Origin of the sequence: Sulfurimonas sp. HSL3-2 (assembly GCF_039645965.1) — a bacterium.
Lineage (GTDB): Bacteria > Campylobacterota > Campylobacteria > Campylobacterales > Sulfurimonadaceae > Hydrocurvibacter > Hydrocurvibacter mobilis.
This window is the reverse complement of the sequence record NZ_CP147917.1, coordinates 1987976-2004254: the sequence shown is the minus strand read 5'-3', so window position 1 is coordinate 2004254 and position 16279 is coordinate 1987976. Positions and strand designations below refer to the sequence as shown.

At 40.3% G+C, this 16279-nt stretch carries 20 protein-coding genes; 10 read left to right on the top strand and 10 right to left on the bottom strand.

Annotated features, from left to right (window positions below):
- Nucleotides 1-22 precede the first annotated feature (22 nt).
- The 10 genes from WCX87_RS10080 (at nucleotide 23) to WCX87_RS10035 (ending at nucleotide 7880) form a co-directional block, all read left to right on the top strand.
- Entirely contained in the window at nucleotides 23-427 is a 405-nt protein-coding gene (locus WCX87_RS10080) for a hypothetical protein (protein WP_345979684.1), read from the top strand.
- Nucleotides 418-1095 carry a 16S rRNA (uracil(1498)-N(3))-methyltransferase gene (locus tag WCX87_RS10075; RefSeq protein ID WP_345979682.1) on the top strand — a complete coding sequence of 226 codons (678 nt, stop codon included), beginning with the start codon at nucleotides 418-420 and terminating at the stop codon, nucleotides 1093-1095. The genes WCX87_RS10080 and WCX87_RS10075 overlap by 10 nt, the downstream gene beginning before the upstream one ends.
- Before the next feature lie 104 nt (nucleotides 1096-1199).
- A complete protein-coding gene (rpmE, locus tag WCX87_RS10070; protein WP_345979681.1) occupies nucleotides 1200-1400 on the top strand; it encodes a 50S ribosomal protein L31 in 201 nt (66 codons plus the stop codon).
- 17 nt (nucleotides 1401-1417) lie between these two features.
- The gene (rsmI, locus tag WCX87_RS10065) at nucleotides 1418-2230 is read left to right on the top strand and encodes a 16S rRNA (cytidine(1402)-2'-O)-methyltransferase (RefSeq protein ID WP_345979679.1); all 813 of its coding nucleotides are present in this window, start codon (nucleotides 1418-1420) and stop codon (nucleotides 2228-2230) included.
- Between the two features lie 75 nt (nucleotides 2231-2305).
- A complete protein-coding gene (gene rlmB / locus WCX87_RS10060; RefSeq protein WP_345979678.1) occupies nucleotides 2306-2986 on the top strand; it encodes a 23S rRNA (guanosine(2251)-2'-O)-methyltransferase RlmB in 681 nt (226 codons plus the stop codon).
- A complete protein-coding gene (locus WCX87_RS10055; protein ID WP_345979677.1) occupies nucleotides 2983-3774 on the top strand; it encodes a hypothetical protein in 792 nt (263 codons plus the stop codon). Before rlmB ends, WCX87_RS10055 begins: the two co-directional genes overlap by 4 nt.
- Nucleotides 3768-4610, top strand: a complete 843-nt coding sequence (locus tag WCX87_RS10050; RefSeq protein ID WP_345979675.1) for a hypothetical protein — start codon at nucleotides 3768-3770, stop codon at nucleotides 4608-4610. Before WCX87_RS10055 ends, WCX87_RS10050 begins: the two co-directional genes overlap by 7 nt.
- Nucleotides 4611-4662: 52 nt before the next feature.
- The gene (locus WCX87_RS10045) at nucleotides 4663-5886 is read left to right on the top strand and encodes an LL-diaminopimelate aminotransferase (RefSeq protein WP_345979674.1); all 1224 of its coding nucleotides are present in this window, start codon (nucleotides 4663-4665) and stop codon (nucleotides 5884-5886) included.
- Complete coding sequence (locus WCX87_RS10040; protein ID WP_345979672.1) at nucleotides 5886-7145, top strand: homoserine dehydrogenase; 1260 nt, start codon at nucleotides 5886-5888, stop codon at nucleotides 7143-7145. Before WCX87_RS10045 ends, WCX87_RS10040 begins: the two co-directional genes overlap by 1 nt.
- A complete protein-coding gene (locus tag WCX87_RS10035; RefSeq protein ID WP_345979670.1) occupies nucleotides 7146-7880 on the top strand; it encodes an SDR family NAD(P)-dependent oxidoreductase in 735 nt (244 codons plus the stop codon).
- Here WCX87_RS10035 and WCX87_RS10030 read toward each other — a convergent pair whose 3' ends face one another.
- The 10 genes from WCX87_RS10030 to soxY form a co-directional block, all read right to left on the bottom strand.
- Nucleotides 7881-8345: a DsrE family protein gene (locus tag WCX87_RS10030; protein WP_345979668.1), complete on the bottom strand. Its 465-nt coding sequence runs from the start codon at nucleotides 8343-8345 to the stop codon at nucleotides 7881-7883. It abuts the gene before it with no gap.
- Between the two features lie 24 nt (nucleotides 8346-8369).
- Nucleotides 8370-9287, bottom strand: a complete 918-nt coding sequence (locus WCX87_RS10025; RefSeq protein ID WP_345979666.1) for a DUF302 domain-containing protein — start codon at nucleotides 9285-9287, stop codon at nucleotides 8370-8372.
- Between the two features lie 29 nt (nucleotides 9288-9316).
- The gene (locus WCX87_RS10020; RefSeq protein ID WP_345979664.1) at nucleotides 9317-9748 is read right to left on the bottom strand and encodes a DsrE family protein; all 432 of its coding nucleotides are present in this window, start codon (nucleotides 9746-9748) and stop codon (nucleotides 9317-9319) included.
- Entirely contained in the window at nucleotides 9748-10230 is a 483-nt protein-coding gene (locus WCX87_RS10015; RefSeq protein WP_345979663.1) for a DUF255 domain-containing protein, read from the bottom strand. The genes WCX87_RS10020 and WCX87_RS10015 overlap by 1 nt, the downstream gene beginning before the upstream one ends.
- Nucleotides 10227-11129, bottom strand: coding sequence for an MBL fold metallo-hydrolase (locus WCX87_RS10010; RefSeq protein ID WP_345979661.1), 903 nt, complete (start codon nucleotides 11127-11129; stop codon nucleotides 10227-10229). Before WCX87_RS10010 ends, WCX87_RS10015 begins: the two co-directional genes overlap by 4 nt.
- 107 nt (nucleotides 11130-11236) lie before the next feature.
- Nucleotides 11237-12775: an OprD family outer membrane porin gene (locus WCX87_RS10005; RefSeq protein ID WP_345979659.1), complete on the bottom strand. Its 1539-nt coding sequence runs from the start codon at nucleotides 12773-12775 to the stop codon at nucleotides 11237-11239.
- 115 nt (nucleotides 12776-12890) lie between these two features.
- Nucleotides 12891-14651 carry a thiosulfohydrolase SoxB gene (gene soxB / locus WCX87_RS10000; protein WP_345979657.1) on the bottom strand — a complete coding sequence of 587 codons (1761 nt, stop codon included), beginning with the start codon at nucleotides 14649-14651 and terminating at the stop codon, nucleotides 12891-12893.
- 9 nt (nucleotides 14652-14660) lie between these two features.
- The gene (soxA, locus tag WCX87_RS09995; protein WP_345979655.1) at nucleotides 14661-15425 is read right to left on the bottom strand and encodes a sulfur oxidation c-type cytochrome SoxA; all 765 of its coding nucleotides are present in this window, start codon (nucleotides 15423-15425) and stop codon (nucleotides 14661-14663) included.
- Nucleotides 15426-15428: 3 nt separating this feature from the next.
- Nucleotides 15429-15764: a thiosulfate oxidation carrier complex protein SoxZ gene (gene soxZ, locus WCX87_RS09990; RefSeq protein WP_345979654.1), complete on the bottom strand. Its 336-nt coding sequence runs from the start codon at nucleotides 15762-15764 to the stop codon at nucleotides 15429-15431.
- A 47-nt stretch (nucleotides 15765-15811) separates the two neighbouring features.
- Complete coding sequence (gene soxY / locus WCX87_RS09985; RefSeq protein WP_345979652.1) at nucleotides 15812-16279, bottom strand: thiosulfate oxidation carrier protein SoxY; 468 nt, start codon at nucleotides 16277-16279, stop codon at nucleotides 15812-15814.

Genomic DNA, 16279 nt, shown 5'->3' with positions numbered 1-16279 from the left:
CATATTATAGTAAAATTCACTTATGAATTACATGTATAATATGAGCATAGACTTTCACAACTACGTCGTGATACTTCTATTGGTTTTAATCGGTCTTAATTTTGTGTTGCTTTTTAGAGCTAAAAATGTTTTTTCTTATAGAAAAAAGATGGCGTATCTTACACCGACAATAGCAGTATTACTGGCTTCAATACTCTTTACAGGAACGATCATGATGGCTGCAAAACATCTGGATTTTACGTTGGCAAATATCGCGATGATAGCTATTGCCATAGCGTTTATCGTGCTCGAAGCTAAACGTGTTAAACCGATAAAACGCCTGAAAGATGTTCCCGAGGCTATACCGGTATATAGAGATTTTGCAAAGAAGATACTCTCTATTGAACTTCTTATAGTCTTAGTTATCTCAATATGGATGTGGATTTGATATACGTCGTCGACAATGATGCAGGACGAGAAAGTCTAAGTATCAAAGGTGAACTTTACAAATACCTTGTAAAAGTCAGGCGCCACAAAGAGGGCGACAAACTGACATTTCGTTCAAACGAAAACCTCGCCGTCGCATACACTTATATCGTAGAATCGATCGATCCAAGAGCCTTACATGTAAGACTTCTTGAGTCGGCTGAACAAAAAGTAGAATCCTCACAGGTCTTACATGTAGGCTGGTGTGTCATCGATACCAAGTCGGTTGAAAAAGTTCTGCCGATGCTGAATGAACTCGGTGTAAAAAAGATAAGCTTTATCTACTGTGACAGATCCCAAAAGAACTTCAAACCAGACTTCAACCGTTTCGGACGCATCTTGGAGAGCTCCTCTTCACAGTGCGGAAGAACGGACGTGATGGAGTTTGAGACGCTCAAAAACATCGATGAGTTCATGAAAAAATACCCTAACAGCGCGGTCTTTGATTTTTGTGACACTGTTTTAAGCGGCGATGAGAAGTTCGAGACGATCCTCATCGGAAGTGAAGGCGGGTTCTCTCAAAGTGAAAAAGTGCTTCTGTCAAAACAAAAAGTCTACAGGCTTGATACGCCTATGGTCCTGCGCTCTGAGACGGCTGTCGTTGCGGTGGCCTCTAAGATGTTATTGTAAATAAAGAGTTTTTTAGATATAATCCGGTTTCAAAAATCTGCCCCCATACGGATTTAAAAAATATATAGATATACGCACACAAACGTGTATCACAAGGAAAATTTATGAAAAAAGATATCCACCCAGTACTAGTTGATTGTACAGTAACATGTTCATGTGGTAACACATTTACAACAAAAAGCCAAAAAAACGAGATGGCTATAGATATCTGTAATGAATGTCACCCATTCTTCACAGGTTCTGAGCGTATGGTCGATACTGCTGGACGTATTGATAAATTCAAAAAACGTTACAATATGGACTAATCCTAGAGTTCCGCATTTTGCTTACTCTAGTTCCAACACCTATTGGAAACATCGGCGATATAACACTGAGAGCTATGCAAGCTCTTGGTGAAGCTGACACCCTTCTTTGCGAAGACACCCGCATTACAAAAAAACTTATCCAAATACTCAAAGAGCGTTACAACCTTACATGTAAAGAAAACCAAAATTTCATTTCGCTTCATTCACACAATGAACACCATTTTGTTCAAAACCTGTCACCTGATTTTTTTGAAAAGAATGTTGTTTATGCTAGCGATGCAGGGATGCCTGGCATCAGTGATCCGGGTGCGATGCTGGTTCGTTACTGTATTGAAAACGGTGTCGAGTATGACGTGCTTCCCGGTGCAAATGCAGTCCTTACCTCGTATGTGGCAAGCGGGTTTAACGAGACATCATTTCTGTTTTTCGGTTTCTTGCCGCACAAAGGCGGAGACCGTGATAAAGCACTGCAAAAAGCACTCTACAACGGTTACACGACTATTCTTTATGAGTCTCCTCACAGGCTTGAAAAGCTTCTAAAAGAGCTTGATAAAGAGGTTCCGGGCAGAGAGATATTTTTGGCAAAAGAGCTTACTAAAAAGTTTCAAAGATATATTAACGGTACTGCAGGCGAGATCCTAAAAAGACTCGAAGGCAACTTTAAAGGCGAATGGGTCGTGATCATCCAAGCGGGTGAAGCGATAAACTCAAATATAAGCCAAAACGATATACTCGAACTTGATATCCCGATCAAGACGGCGTCAAAACTTATTGCTAAAATAACGGGTGAAAATCCAAAAAGCTGTTACAAAAGACTTCTCGAACTGTAGTGCTTCTCTAAGAACATTAACTAAAAGAATATAATTATTCCAATTTTTTAAGAATTTTTGGCTAAAATGTACGCCATGTTAATTTATGGAAAACAGCCGGTATATTATATACTGCATAATCATCCCAAACTTGTCAGTAAACTGTACCTTGCAAAAGATATTGATAAAAAAGAGTACTCAAAATTGATGAAGTTCGATTTTGAAGTCAAACGCATTCCCTCAGATGCCGCTGACAAGATGTGTAAGAGTTCAAACCATCAAGGCTTTTTGGCTGAGATAGAAGAGTTTGAATATACGCCTCTTAAATCTTTTTTAGATAAAGACTTTGTGGTTGTTTTAGCTTCTATTACCGATGTCGGTAACATTGGAGCGATTGTAAGAAGCGCGTATGCCTTTGGGGTCGAAGGTATTATAGCTACAGGTGTTAAACAGTTGAGCATGGAACCGATCATGAGAAGTTCTACGGGTGCTTTAGCTGATATGCCTTTTGGTCTTGTACCGAATCTGTATGATGTTATCAACGATCTGAAGACGTCAGGTTTTACGATCTACGGTGCAGTTATGGACGGGGAAGATATACGTGATGTCAAGCCTGCGCTAAAGCGTGCGATCATACTTGGAAGCGAATCTGTAGGGATTCCGCCAAAAGCGGTCGGCAGACTGGATAAAAAAGTTTCCATAAAGATGGAAAATGGATTTGATTCTTTAAATGTTAGTGTTGCGGGAGCTATTTTGATGGATAGGATGCGTTTATGAACGAAGATTTTGAAAAGTTAAAAGAGATAGGTGCACAGAAGGTATATGAGAAGACTCATATAGCTCGTAAAAATGTAGAGTATATTCTCTCAAAATCATTTGATAAGATACCGAAGATCCAGTTTCGCGGATTTATCTCTATTTTAGAACGTGAATATCATTTGGATCTGAGCGAACTTTTAAATGAATATGAACAACAAAACGTATCTGATGAACAAGATCCTCTAGAACCGACCGTAGAAGATAAAGACGGCAGCAAATCAAGTAAGGCTTTGATCTTTGTTATCTTGATCATCACCGTTGTAGTCGGGTATTACGCAATCTCAAATATGTTAAACAGCAGTTCCGATAAGATGGAGCTAAACAATACACAAATAGAATCCGCAAAAATGCATCTGGACCTTAATACTACAGAATCAGTTATTCCCGATATCAATCAAACGCAAGATATCAACATCACAGACAATAATATCATAGACGAAAACACATCAGAAAAAAGTCTGGCAGCGACAAGACTGGAAATATTGACGAATCAATCGCTTTGGATCGGCTATATCGATATGTCCGACTTTTCAAAAAAGCAGATCACTATCCAACACAACTTTGAGTTAGACCCGTCAAAAAACTATCTTTTGGTCTTTGGTCACGGTATGATGAAAATCGATCTCGGCATGGAACTAAAAGAGTATCATGAAGTAAGCAAGAAGTATTTTAAATTTGAAAACGGCGAATTGAGTGAGCTTACAAGAAAAGAGTTTAAAACATTAAACAGAGGTAGTACTTGGTAAGGTTAATATTCGTAGCTTTATTATTTTATACCTCTCTTCTCGCTGCACCGCTTGACAGCAATCAGACCGCCTCTATAGACAGTAAGATAGAGTCTATTTTAGGCAGTAAGATATACAATAACAATAAAGATTTTATCAATATCATTTTTGAACCCAAAAGTGCTTACTTCAGCGATAACAGACTCGATATCGTAAGAGTTGTGCAGACACTTAAAGAAAACGGTCTTCTCAACCTGTTTTTCGATAAACCGAGAACGATAACAATGAGCTTTTCAACAGACGGTTCTCCGATCTTCTTTGTAAAGCTGATGTCAGATACCCTCAGAGCCATCGGATATTACAGATACATCACAAAAGAAGCGCATATGAACCCGTCTGAATTTGTATGGAGCATAGAACTTACAAGCGAGTATGCGATCGACCCTACCATCCTGAGAAAAGAGCTCAATAAACGCGGATGTGATATAGTCGATATCTCAAGCGATACTCCTGCATCTTGGAGCTATCAGATCGATATGAAAAATGCCCGTTTAAATGTATTGAAACTGGCATCGACGGATATTATAAATCTAGAGCGTTCGATATATGAGAAATGGCTTGATGTCTCATTAATAAAAAAGATAGTGATAAGTTCAAATTACGGTAACAGCTGGTACCCGTATATCTCGTTTTACGACCGCTCTTTACGCATCTTGAAAGTGAAAAAAATCGATAGTAAAACGACCAAGTTAAGCGTCGAAATCCCCTCAGATACAGTTTATATCAAAATAGCCGACCTCTATACTTTGAAAAATATAAAAAACGGACTTACAATTAAAGCGGTAGGTTCTAGATAAATAGTTGAATATTTATGTTAAAATTCGACAATTTATTTAGGCAGGTAAACAGATGTTTGATGAAATAAAATTTGATAGAATGGAAAGACTTCCGAAGTATGTCTTCGCAGAGGTCAATGAACTTAAGATGAAAGAGCGTCGTGCAGGTGCGGACGTTATCGATTTTAGTATGGGTAACCCTGACGGGGACACTCCTCTACACATTAGAGAAAAACTTGTTGAATCTGCCAAAAAGACAAAAACTCACGGATACTCTACATCAAAAGGTATCCCTAAACTTCTTCAAGCGATAGCTGACTGGTATAAACGCCGTTACGGGGTCGATCTTGACCCTCAAACTGAGTGTGTCGCTACAATGGGAAGTAAAGAGGGATATGCTCACCTGGCGTATGCTATTACGAACCCGGGTGATGTAGCAGTCGTACCGGATCCGACATATCCTATCCACTCGTATGCTTTTATATTGGCGGGCGGAAATGTCGTCAAGTTCGGCTTAGCGTTCGATGAAGATTATAAAGTCGATGAAGATAAGTTTTTTGAAGACTTAGAGCGTGTGTTTAAAGAGAACTCTCCAAGACCAAAATTCGTTCTTGTAAACTTCCCTCACAATCCTACTACAGCGACTGTGACTCAGGAGTTTTACGTAAGACTGGTAGAGATGGCAAAGAGAGAGAGATTTTACGTGATCTCTGACATCGCTTACGGTGATATCACTTTCGGCGGTTATGTGACACCGTCTATTATGAGTGTTCCGGGTGCAAAAGATGTGGCTGTCGAGTCATTTACACTCTCTAAAAGCTATAACATGGCAGGATGGCGCGTAGGGTTCTTCGTAGGAAACAAAAAACTTATCGGTGCACTTCAAAAGATAAAATCTTGGCTTGACTACGGTATGTTCACACCTATCCAAGTCGCTGCGACTATCGCATTAAACGGTGACCAGCAGTGTGTAAAAGATATCACTGATAAATATGACCATCGTCAAGATGTACTGCTTGATGCGTTCAATAAAGCAGGCTGGCCGATGAGAAGAAATCAGGCGAGTATGTTCGTCTGGGCAAAGATACCTGAGTGTGCAGCACATCTCGGTTCTTTGGAGTTCTCGAAAAAACTGCTTCGTGAAGCTCATGTCGCAGTTGCTCCGGGGATCGGATTCGGCGAGTATGGTGAAGGGTATGTACGTATCGCGTTAATAGAAAACGATAAGCGTATCCGTCAAGCCGCAAAAAATATCAAGGTGTTTTTAAAACAGTTTGAAGAATCTAAGGATAAATAGTGATAAAAGTAGGGATTATTGGTGTCGGGACAGTCGGGACATCAGTAGTAAATATCTTAAAAGATAACCAAGAGATCATCTCGGCACGTGCCGGCGATGAGATAGTCGTTAAAAGCGGAGTCGTAAGAGATCTTTCTAAAGACAGAGGTCTTGATATCATTCTGACAGACAACGCCGACGATATTTTAGATGATCCGGAGATAGACGTCGTCGTAGAATTGATGGGCGGCGTTGAAGACGCATTTGTAGTCGTAAAACGTGCACTTGAAAACGGTAAAGCCGTCGTCACTGCAAACAAAGCACTTCTTGCATACCACCGCTATGAGCTTCAAGATATGGCTGGTGATCTGCCGTTTGAGTACGAGGCGAGCGTCGCAGGGGGCATCCCTATCATCAACGCTCTTCGTGACGGACTTTCAGCAAACCATATCAAATCTATCATGGGTATCATGAACGGTACATGTAACTATATGCTTACAAAGATGATAAACGAAGGTGTGGCATTTGATGCAATCCTTAAAGAAGCTCAGGAGTTAGGTTATGCAGAGGCTGATCCTACTTTTGATATCGGGGGATTTGATGCGGCTCACAAACTTCTTATTCTTGCTAGTATCGCTTACGGGATCGATGCAAAACCTGAAGATATCCTTATCGAAGGGATCCAAAACGTCACTCAAGACGATATCGCATTTGCCAAAGAGTTCGGTTACAGCGTAAAACTGCTCGGTATCGCAAAACGTGTGAAAAACGAAGTCGAGCTTCGCGTTCATGTAGCACTCATTGACAATAGCGAGATGATAGCTAAGATAGACGGTGTTATGAACGGTATCAGTGTCGTAGGCGATAAAGTTGGCGAAACACTTTACTACGGACCGGGTGCCGGCGGCGATGCTACTGCAAGTGCGGTCATCGCAAACATCATTGACATCGCAAGAAGCGGAAAAAGCAAGCCGATGCTTGGATTCGACAAGCCTTTAGAAAAAGGACTCAAGTTAAAGCCGATCGATGATATCGAGTCTAAATACTATCTTCGTATCAATGTTTCGGACAAAGCAGGCGTTCTTTCTAAGATAACTACGATCTTCGCTACGAACAATATATCGATAGAGACAATCCTGCAACGCCCTTCAAAAGACGGCAGTGCAAACCTTCTTATCTCTACACATATAGCGGTTGAAAAAGATATACAAAATATGATAAAAAGCATAGAAGAGCTGGATTTTGTAAACTCTAAACCGGTTATGATCCGTATCGTCTAAGTGAAGATACTTATAACAGGTGCAAGCAGCGGCATAGGTGCAGCACTTGCCCGCCGTTATGCAACCTCCGACAACCATTTAATCCTTTTAGCCAGAGACAGATCAAGACTTCAAGAACTGCAGAACACACTTAGTTGTAAGGTGGATATCATCGATGTGGATATCTGCGACTTTGATCTTTTACAAGAGAAGATAAAAGAGATCGGTTTTGTCGATATGGCAATACTAAACGCGGGGATCTCGATAGGGCACTCTTTAGAAGTCACACCCTTTGATGATTTTAAAAGACTCTATGACACAAATCTTCTTTCATACCATGCCGTACTTGAACCGCTTCTGCCGAAGTTTAAAGAGCAGAGAAGCGGTACGATCGTTTTTATCTCCTCTTTAGCCTCTATCATCACTATGCCGAGTTCCGTGGCTTACAGCTCCTCTAAAAGGGCGTTAAATGCATATGCCGAGGGTGTGAGATATAAATACAAGCCGTACGGCATCGATGTCATCAATATTTTGCCCGGGTTTATAGATACGCCTTTGACACAGAAGAACGGTTTTTCGATGCCGTTTTTGATGAGTTTGGAGGAGGGGAGCAAGAGGATCGTAAAAGCAATAGAGAGAAAAAAGCGAATTTACGCTTTTCCTCTGAGGTTTTACCTGATGATAAAGACGATCGATCTCTTGCCTCATGGGGTAAAAGAGAGGCTGATCGCTTATATCGTCTCTAAGAAAGTGTAGTTATTTTGCTATAGGTATATAGGCATAACCTTCGTTTTGTTTATCGATGAGCCCGATAGTCGAGTTTGGTACGATCTTTACAAAACTGAAGATATTCTCTTTTTTGATATTTTTACTTTTCATACCTGCATTACACATAAGAAACTCTACATCGTATGTCTCGACAAGAGATGAGATCCTAGTCGCAAGCTGCGTACTCTCTTTTTGAAGCTCTTTGTCATCTTTAAAAGGTGAACTGCTTACATCTTTTACAAAAAACTTATAAGCGTCACCGTGGATAACGACTGCGGCTTGCAGCTCTTCCATCTTGCCTTCATAATATGATTTTTGGTGTGCGATCCCTGAGAGTACTTTCTTTTCAAATACTTTTAAATCACCTGTCGTTAGATCAAAAACAACTTTTTTTATCCCTTCTTCTGCATTTAAAAAACTAAAAAATGCAAGAAGCAGTAGTAATTTTTTCATATATTTTCCTTTTGTTGTAAGTTATTATTCTGTAACTTCTTTTAAAATAGCTTCAAAATCTTTTTGTGCTTTCATCAGCACCTCTTGAGCCTCTTTATCTTGGACTTTTGCACTGCTCATCCAGTTGTAAACAGCCGGAAAGCCTATGACTATCTTGTCCTCATCTTTTTTCTTGTATACTATTGTCGTACACGGTGCAAATGCAGAAGCTTCAGGTCTGCTTTTTGCGACTGTATAGATAACAGGCAGCTTACAGATAGAGTACGTCTCATAAAAATCAAACGGGTTTTCACTGCCGTCTTCTTGGAAGATATCAGCATCATAATCCATAGAAGCAGGCATGATAAAACCGCGGGGTGCAAATGCCCCTTCCAGGTTCATCTCTATCTCTCCTTTTGCATCCTCCCAGTCTGCACCGTCAAGATCATATTCATATACCGTGACGAGATCTCTATGTTCTTTCAAGCTGTCTTCACTGAGTCTCTGTTTTGCATTAGGAAGAGCGGCTTGTAAGCTTTTTAAGACTTTGCTCTCTATGCTTTTGAGGATATCATTGTTATCGATACCGATGATCTTTGCCTCTGCGTCCGATGTCAGTACGCTTACATGTAAAGTGTTTTCGTCATTATGTTGATAGATGCCGATACCTTTAGGGATGAATATCCCCGCATGCGGATATTTTTTTACAAGTTTGTCATCCAGTTTTGGTTCATAGATTGTCATAAGCGTGAAGATCTTGAAGTCACTCTTTTGAAACTGTTTTTTAAACGGAGTGGTCATATCGTTGTTGAGTGCGACAGAAATGCCGTTTTGTGAAAATGCTTTTGCTATGGTAGCAGGCGTTATGCTTCCATTGGTATTGTCTACATCAAATATATGCAGGTCTCTTTTTGCATAAAGCGAGAGACTCAAAGTGATGATCAGTGCTATTATCTTTTTCATTGTTTTTCCTTTTTGTTGTTTTTATCTTCTTAGGGAACGATATAGATCCATCCCTCTTTAATTCTTTCTGCTATCTCGACGATGCCGGCTGTCACTACTTCGGTACCGTCGATCAGCTCCTCTTTTTTAATATGTTTTGTTATCATCGTGTTTTCACATGCCACGAATTCCACATCGTACTGCATAAGCGTATCGACGCGCTCGGCGATCTCTTTGTTCGCTTTTAACACGGCTTTGATCCCGTGGTAATAAGCGACTATTCTCATATGGACATTTTCCGGTCCGTAGTATTTCAGTACATTGTTCGCACTGCTGAGAACATGGTTGATCTTTTCATCATCACCGCTGTTGATAGAAAACAGGATCTGACGCTGATTGTCTATGGAAGGTTTAGGCTCTGCAAACCTTGTATCTGCAAAAAGTGCTGTACCCATTAAAAGCAGTATAAAAATATATTTCATCATTTGATCATCTCCGTTAAATCTTTAAAGTCTTGAATATCCCAAGAACCGGGAACTCTTTTTAAAATCTTGCCCTCTTTATTTACAAAATAAAATGTAGGGGTAAACATAACTTTTATTCCAAGTGGCAGTTTATCATGATCAAGATTGAGCTTGACGGGTATAAAACGCTTCTCTATCCACACCGACATCTCTTTGTCGTCAAACACTTTTCTATCCATATCACTGCAATAGTGGCAGTTTGTTCTTACCACATCTATCATGATCGGTTTGTTGCTGACCTGCTGCTCTTTGAGAGCATCTTCATATCTGTGCCACTCTACAGCATGTAATGAAAGTGACGTTACGAAAAAAAGTAGAACTACTCTTGCCATGACGGCATATACAGAGAGTGACGTCGTTAAAAAAAGTAGAACTGTTCTTAACATCACCGCGTACATAGAAAGTGATGTCGTTAAAAAAAGTAAAACCGATTTTATCATTGTTCCCATTCCAGTGTTCTGTATGCCGTTTCAACATTTTGTCTCTGAAGTTCGTTATACATATGCGAACTTTTGTATGACTCCATCTTGATATTGTCGACAGCATCCTCTATCTCTTCTCCATCTTCGATGGCTGCAGAGACTTTTTGTTTTAGCTCGACAAGATAGTTATAGGTAAAATCAACGGAGTGTGGAGTGACCATCTCTCCGTGACCGCCGATTATATATTTTGCGTTATATGACTTGACCTTTTCAAGCTCTTTTATCCACTCTTTGATGTTCCCGTCTCTAAGTGACGGGAGTCTATCGTTAAATACTATATCACCGACAAACAGTGCCGATAAGCTAGGAATATGAATTAAAAGATCACTACTTGTATGAGCTTTTTTATTCACACTTTTTATAAACACTTTTTTGCCGTTTACGGTAAGTGTTTTTTCTTTGTCTACGAATACGTTTGGAAATACCTGAGTCGTTTTTGCATACGCCTCTTTGCTAATGCGTTTTTGCATCCTCGTCATTGCCAGTTTTGCTTCATTTTTGAATTTTACGGAACCTACAATGTCGATGCCAAGCTCTTTGTAGTAGCTGTTTCCAAGCCAATGGTCATCGTGAACATGCGTATTGATTACATAAGATATAGGAAGTTTTTTGATCGCATTGATCTTGCCGTAAGCCTCTTTAGCGTAGGCATAGGTGGGACCGCTGTCTATGACTAGATAACTGGTCCCCATGTCAACGAAACATGAATTTACCATATTGCCATTGTTGTGCTCATCGATTACTTGCGGTAGCCCGAAAAAACAGTAGATATTACTACTGATTTGTTGTGGTTTGAGCTGGTACTCAAATGCAAGAAGAGAATGAATGAAGAAAACAGCTACTACAAGTAATCTCATGACACAACCTTTACTATTTAATTTTATACACTTACTAAAGTTTGACGCAATGCGTCAGAAATATTGGCTTAAAGGAGGACAAATCCTTTAAGCATTTTTAAATACTATTAGAACAGGTAGTTTAACTCAAAACGGTATTCGTTGTAAGAGTTTTTATCTATACCCGGTGTTGAACTGTAAGAGCTTAGTTTATCTGCACTTACTAGACCGATACGAAGTTTTGCATCAAGCCCTTTTGCGATCTTTTGACGGAAATCCATATGGATTACGTTACTGTCTGCTTGAACACCGGCAGCTTGTTTTTTCTCATCAAAATCTTGTATCGCATAACGAAGCATAGCGCTGAATCCCGGAATTATATCCGCTTTTCCAAAGTCATATGCGACTTCAGCATCATAAGTTTTAGTATTTGCATACCAGTTATATTGAGCCATTGCACGAGTATATCCGCCTGTCGGGAAACCTCTCCACGGAGCAACGATATCTGCATCGTCAGAAACTGCAGAGTAAGCGATCTGTGCTTTTAAAGGTCCTTTTTTAAGGACTAAACGAGCCATACCGAGTGAACTCTCTAAACTGTCCGGAGTGCTATACCCTTTTGTACTGTTATATGTAGCAGTACTTCCTGTCCAAGTAACAAGACTACCGCCTAAGTTTGCACCACCGACTTTACCGCCGCCGTTATCCATCTGTTTCATATAACGGATACCCGGAGTCAGTGAATATCCGCCCGGTAGAGCTATCTTATAGTTTAACTCACCTGTGATCGATGAAACGACATCCGGTACAGCAGCGTATGTCACGTCGATTTTAAGGTTATCGATAGATTTGTTGCTTACATCTGCAAGGATAAGTTTATGGTGTACATCTTTACCTGCTGCTTCAAAGTTTTTAAAGCTGAGACCTTTATGTACTGCAGAGTCGTCATTACCGTTCCAAGTAGCTGGTGATGACGTTGAATTTGAATCACTGTATGTGATTACATCATGAAATGTCGTGTGGTCACGCAGTTTTTGAGCATAGAAGTATGCACCGCGAATTCTTGTTTTAGGAATCTCTTTTGTCTCTAATACAAAACCTTCAAATGTATTTGGAATCATTTTTGTATCGTTAGATTTTGTCAAGAAAGATTCAAATATTTGACGACCCGCTTTTAGCGTAGTTTTTGAGATGTCGTATTGAAGATATGCTTGAGCTAACACAGCCATATAGTAATCGCCGTTTGTTTTTGCATCATAACGGCTGAATGTGTCTTTACCCGCTTTGATGTATTTTAAGTCTGCGACACTGTCGCGAAGACCGGAAAACGGACTGTCTGAATAGTAAAGACCTGCAGTCGCACTTACACCCATATAAGGTGCACTTTTATAGATAAGACTACCGCCAAGACCGAATGCTTTATTGTCTTGAATAGAACCTGCTACGTCATCTTTCCAGTCCCATTTGAAAGCGTTCATGCGTAAACGGCCGTAAAATACACCCTTTGTGAATGCATCACCCAGGTTGTCAACACTGCTAGGTAGAGTGTTATAGACTTCCATCATATTGTTTTTTAATTCACGTTTTGCTTTTGTGTCATCAGCATTTGCTGAAATACATAATCCACATACTAACGCTGTGATCGCGCTCATTTTTATCAAATTCATTTCATCCCTTTTATGTAAAAAATAATGTTGCATGTGTAATAATGTCGATGTTTGTTTTGTCATTATTGCACATACAGACTTTAACGGTAGTTGCCGCTACCGTTATACCGTGTGACTAGCAGCCTCTTGACCCCTTGACAGGACAACCGCAGTCATAATCAACTACAGTAACATTACCTTCGTTACTAACGTCGACAACCTTTTCTCTTTTTATGTAATCTCTGACAATGTCATATACAGGTCTGATCATATCTTGACGAAGATTCATCCCCGCATTTTGTAGATTTCCACCCCATGATGAAACTACATAGGTTTTATTTAGATCTATAGGCTTACCTCCCACTTTAAGATTAGATATTCTTTTGCCCGCTTTATTCGCTACTGCGATATCATACGTAACACCGCCTAAACGGCTCATATCACCGCCTTGTTGGTACAGTGGATTCGCATTAAATACGTTATCCGCGATATCTTCTAAAAGAGAAGCTATCTTTTGGCCTTTGAGCTCAAAAGTATAGACGTTCGGATATGTGATACCGCACATCTCGTAGACGTTATCCATTAAGATGTCTTCACCGGCAAGTACGGTCGTACCCCATCTGTAACCAGGTGTGAATGAGATGTCACATTTCATCTCGTCCATGATCGCATCGTTTATCAGCTGATCGAAAGTCGAGAAAAACGTATCTCTCTTATAAAGCATGTTTTTTGTCTTTCCTAAAACTTCATTGAATTCAGAAGCAAAAGGAGCGTACAGCTCATCTACCAGTTTTACACCCTGCGGATCGGCAGGTATCATATTTGAAGCGATAGGTACGAGTTTGTACTCATAGTCTTTGACTTTTCCGTCTTTGATATCGATATCTAAACGTCCCACATATTTACCGTGGCTTCCTGCGATGACAATAACAGTGTTATTGATCGTTATAGGCTGCGGAGAAGGGTCATGTGTGTGACCGCTTAGTATAAAATCGATACCGTGGACTTTTCTAGCCACCTCTTGGTCGACGCTGAAACCGTCATGTGATAACACGACGACACAATCCACTTTATGCTCATTTCTCAGTTCATTTACATAATCCTGCAGTGTTTCAAGTCTAAGACCGAAACTCCACCCTTTTGTAAACTCTTTAGGGTTCGCTGTCGAGGTAAATGGAAATGACTGACCGATGATCCCTATCTTCGCTCCGCCTCTCTCTTCGATCGTGTACGGTTCAAAGATCAGCTCTTCGTAGTCATCTGCAAACGGATCGTTTCCGACGATGTTTTGAGAGATGAATTTTGCATCAAGCAGTTCGATCAGCTCTTTTACTCTCTCTTTACCGTAAGTAAACTCCCAATGCCCGACCATTACGTCGACACCAAGGTAGTTCTGTGCTTTTACGATCGCTTCACCGCCGGTCTTAAGTGCTACACCCGTACCTTGCCATGTGTCTCCTGAGTCTAAAAACAGGATATTTTCATTTCCGCGTTCAGCTCTCACATGATCAAGATATGTTTTCATATGAGCGATACCGCCCATTTTTCCAAACTTTCTTGCAAGTGTGTCAAAGTCCATATAAGTGTCAAAATATGCATCAAGACTGCTTGGTTCAAGTCCGTAATGTTTTGCAAAAGCTTCACCGCATAAGAAACCCGGAGTCCCTACTAGGTTAGGAGCCGAGATCAATGTCGAAGGCTCTCTCCAGTATAACGGTTTTATGTGCGCGTGAAGGTCACACATATGAAGCAGTGTGACGTTTCCTTTTGCGTTAAAGTCATATAGATCTTTTAATGAGATCTGAGCTACGGACTTTGGAGTAGCACATCCTGCAGTTGCAGCACCTAAACCAAAGATCGCAGCAATATGCATAAAGTCTCTTCTTGAAATTTCCATATTTTTTTCCTATCTTTTTAATCCCGGAATTGCAATAGGTTTCCCTTTTGCTTTGTCCGTGACGTAGACTTCCAGACCTACCATCTCAGGTGAACCAAGAGGGATTACCGCTAACAGGGCATTTTTCATACAGCCTTGAAAACGTTTTTGTAGCGTTGATACAGATGATTTTGTCATTCTGTATGCAGGCCATGTCCCACCTGAATTGTTTACACCAAGATCAGGTAGAGGCTGTGTTCTTAGTACCATACCGATCACATCCGAACTGTGACAGCTTATACAAGCTAAACCGCGTCCGCCTCTTTTTGTATTAAATGTTTTTTCACCCAGTGCATACGCATCTTTCATCTGTTGGTTTGCATTGACATCGATGTTTATCGGTACATCGTTGGCTAGTGATTTAACATAACTAAGCATCTCAAACATATTGCCGCTTTTAAGCTCCAGCGGTTTGTGTCCGCCGTCATGCATCATCGCTTGTAAAACTTGATCAAGTCCGACAACCATGTCGAATTTTTTAATATAACGTGGAAAACCCGCAATATACTCAGGTAGTTTTTCTTCACTGACACCAAGGTACTTTGCAAGTCCGGCTTCTCCGCCCATATAGCTAAGCAGCTCTTCACCACTGGCTACAGTCATGTCTGCAGGATTGTTTTCAAGCATCTCCGCATACATGGCTCTGTCTTTGTCACTCATTGCAAACTGCTCATCGGCTAAAGTGAGTGTAGAAAGTAGAGCAACGCTTAGAGTTATCTTTAGTATTGTTTTCATTGATTATCCTTTTGGTTTAATCTTGATACTTTGCTCGTGAACTTCACCAGTACTGTCTGTGTATGTCACAGTCAGATCACCTTTTCCGTCTATTTTCATGTATGTCGTGAAAACAGGATTTGCCGAAACAGATTCCCATACGATCATATTTGTGATAGTCTTTCCGTTATACACGAACTTGATGCTGTTAACGTACTTAGCTGGTACGATCTCTTTTGTTTTTTTATCTTTACGCATACCTGTTTCCATAGGGTGCATAATCATAAAGTTTACTTTTACAATCTCGCCGTCTTTATATTTTTTCGGTTTAATTTTGATTAATGATTTTCTTTCTGCCATTTTAAATCCTTTATTTTTTATTTTCTACTGCGGTTTCTTGCTCAAGATCAACCACAACCGCCGATTGTCACTTTAACGCTTTGAGAAGCTATTAAAAACTCACCGTTGCTTAGTTCGACAAGTGCCGCAACATCTTGTGTGCCGCCAAGTTTTACACGTGTAGAAAGCATTGCTTTTCCGTTAGCCGGAGACAGATTTGCATCCAAACAACGAACGTTATTGTTTTTTGTAGCAAATATATGGATCGCTTTAACATAATCATCCGGAGTCATCGGAGAGTCAACTTCGACCGTTACAGGAACAACTGCACCGTTTTCTGCGATCTCAGGTACTTTTAGATGAACCTTAGATGATTTTTTAGGTGTTTTACCGCCTGTGATCACATCTACAGCTTGTTTGTATGTAAAAGCATTCGGACCCTGTTTTTTTGTTTCAGCTGCGAAGCTCATTGCCGGGATTGTCGCACCAACTACTGCTACTGTTCCTAATGTTTTAAAAAAATCTCTTCTTTGCAT

Coding starts and splice junctions, on each gene's coding strand:
- WCX87_RS10030 (WP_345979668.1), bottom strand. CDS start 8,345: ATGAAAAAATTACTACTGCTTCTTGCATTTTTTAGTTTTTTAAATGCA.
- WCX87_RS10080 (WP_345979684.1), top strand. CDS start 23: ATGAATTACATGTATAATATGAGCATAGACTTTCACAACTACGTCGTG.
- WCX87_RS10025 (WP_345979666.1), bottom strand. CDS start 9,287: ATGAAAAAGATAATAGCACTGATCATCACTTTGAGTCTCTCGCTTTAT.
- soxZ (WP_345979654.1), bottom strand. CDS start 15,764: ATGGCAGAAAGAAAATCATTAATCAAAATTAAACCGAAAAAATATAAA.
- WCX87_RS10055 (WP_345979677.1), top strand. CDS start 2,983: ATGAACGAAGATTTTGAAAAGTTAAAAGAGATAGGTGCACAGAAGGTA.
- WCX87_RS10010 (WP_345979661.1), bottom strand. CDS start 11,129: ATGAGATTACTTGTAGTAGCTGTTTTCTTCATTCATTCTCTTCTTGCA.
- WCX87_RS10020 (WP_345979664.1), bottom strand. CDS start 9,748: ATGAAATATATTTTTATACTGCTTTTAATGGGTACAGCACTTTTTGCA.
- rpmE (WP_345979681.1), top strand. CDS start 1,200: ATGAAAAAAGATATCCACCCAGTACTAGTTGATTGTACAGTAACATGT.
- rlmB (WP_345979678.1), top strand. CDS start 2,306: ATGTTAATTTATGGAAAACAGCCGGTATATTATATACTGCATAATCAT.
- WCX87_RS10045 (WP_345979674.1), top strand. CDS start 4,663: ATGTTTGATGAAATAAAATTTGATAGAATGGAAAGACTTCCGAAGTAT.
- WCX87_RS10015 (WP_345979663.1), bottom strand. CDS start 10,230: ATGATAAAATCGGTTTTACTTTTTTTAACGACATCACTTTCTATGTAC.
- soxA (WP_345979655.1), bottom strand. CDS start 15,425: ATGAAAACAATACTAAAGATAACTCTAAGCGTTGCTCTACTTTCTACA.
- soxY (WP_345979652.1), bottom strand. CDS start 16,279: ATGCAAAGAAGAGATTTTTTTAAAACATTAGGAACAGTAGCAGTAGTT.
- WCX87_RS10005 (WP_345979659.1), bottom strand. CDS start 12,775: ATGAATTTGATAAAAATGAGCGCGATCACAGCGTTAGTATGTGGATTA.
- soxB (WP_345979657.1), bottom strand. CDS start 14,651: ATGGAAATTTCAAGAAGAGACTTTATGCATATTGCTGCGATCTTTGGT.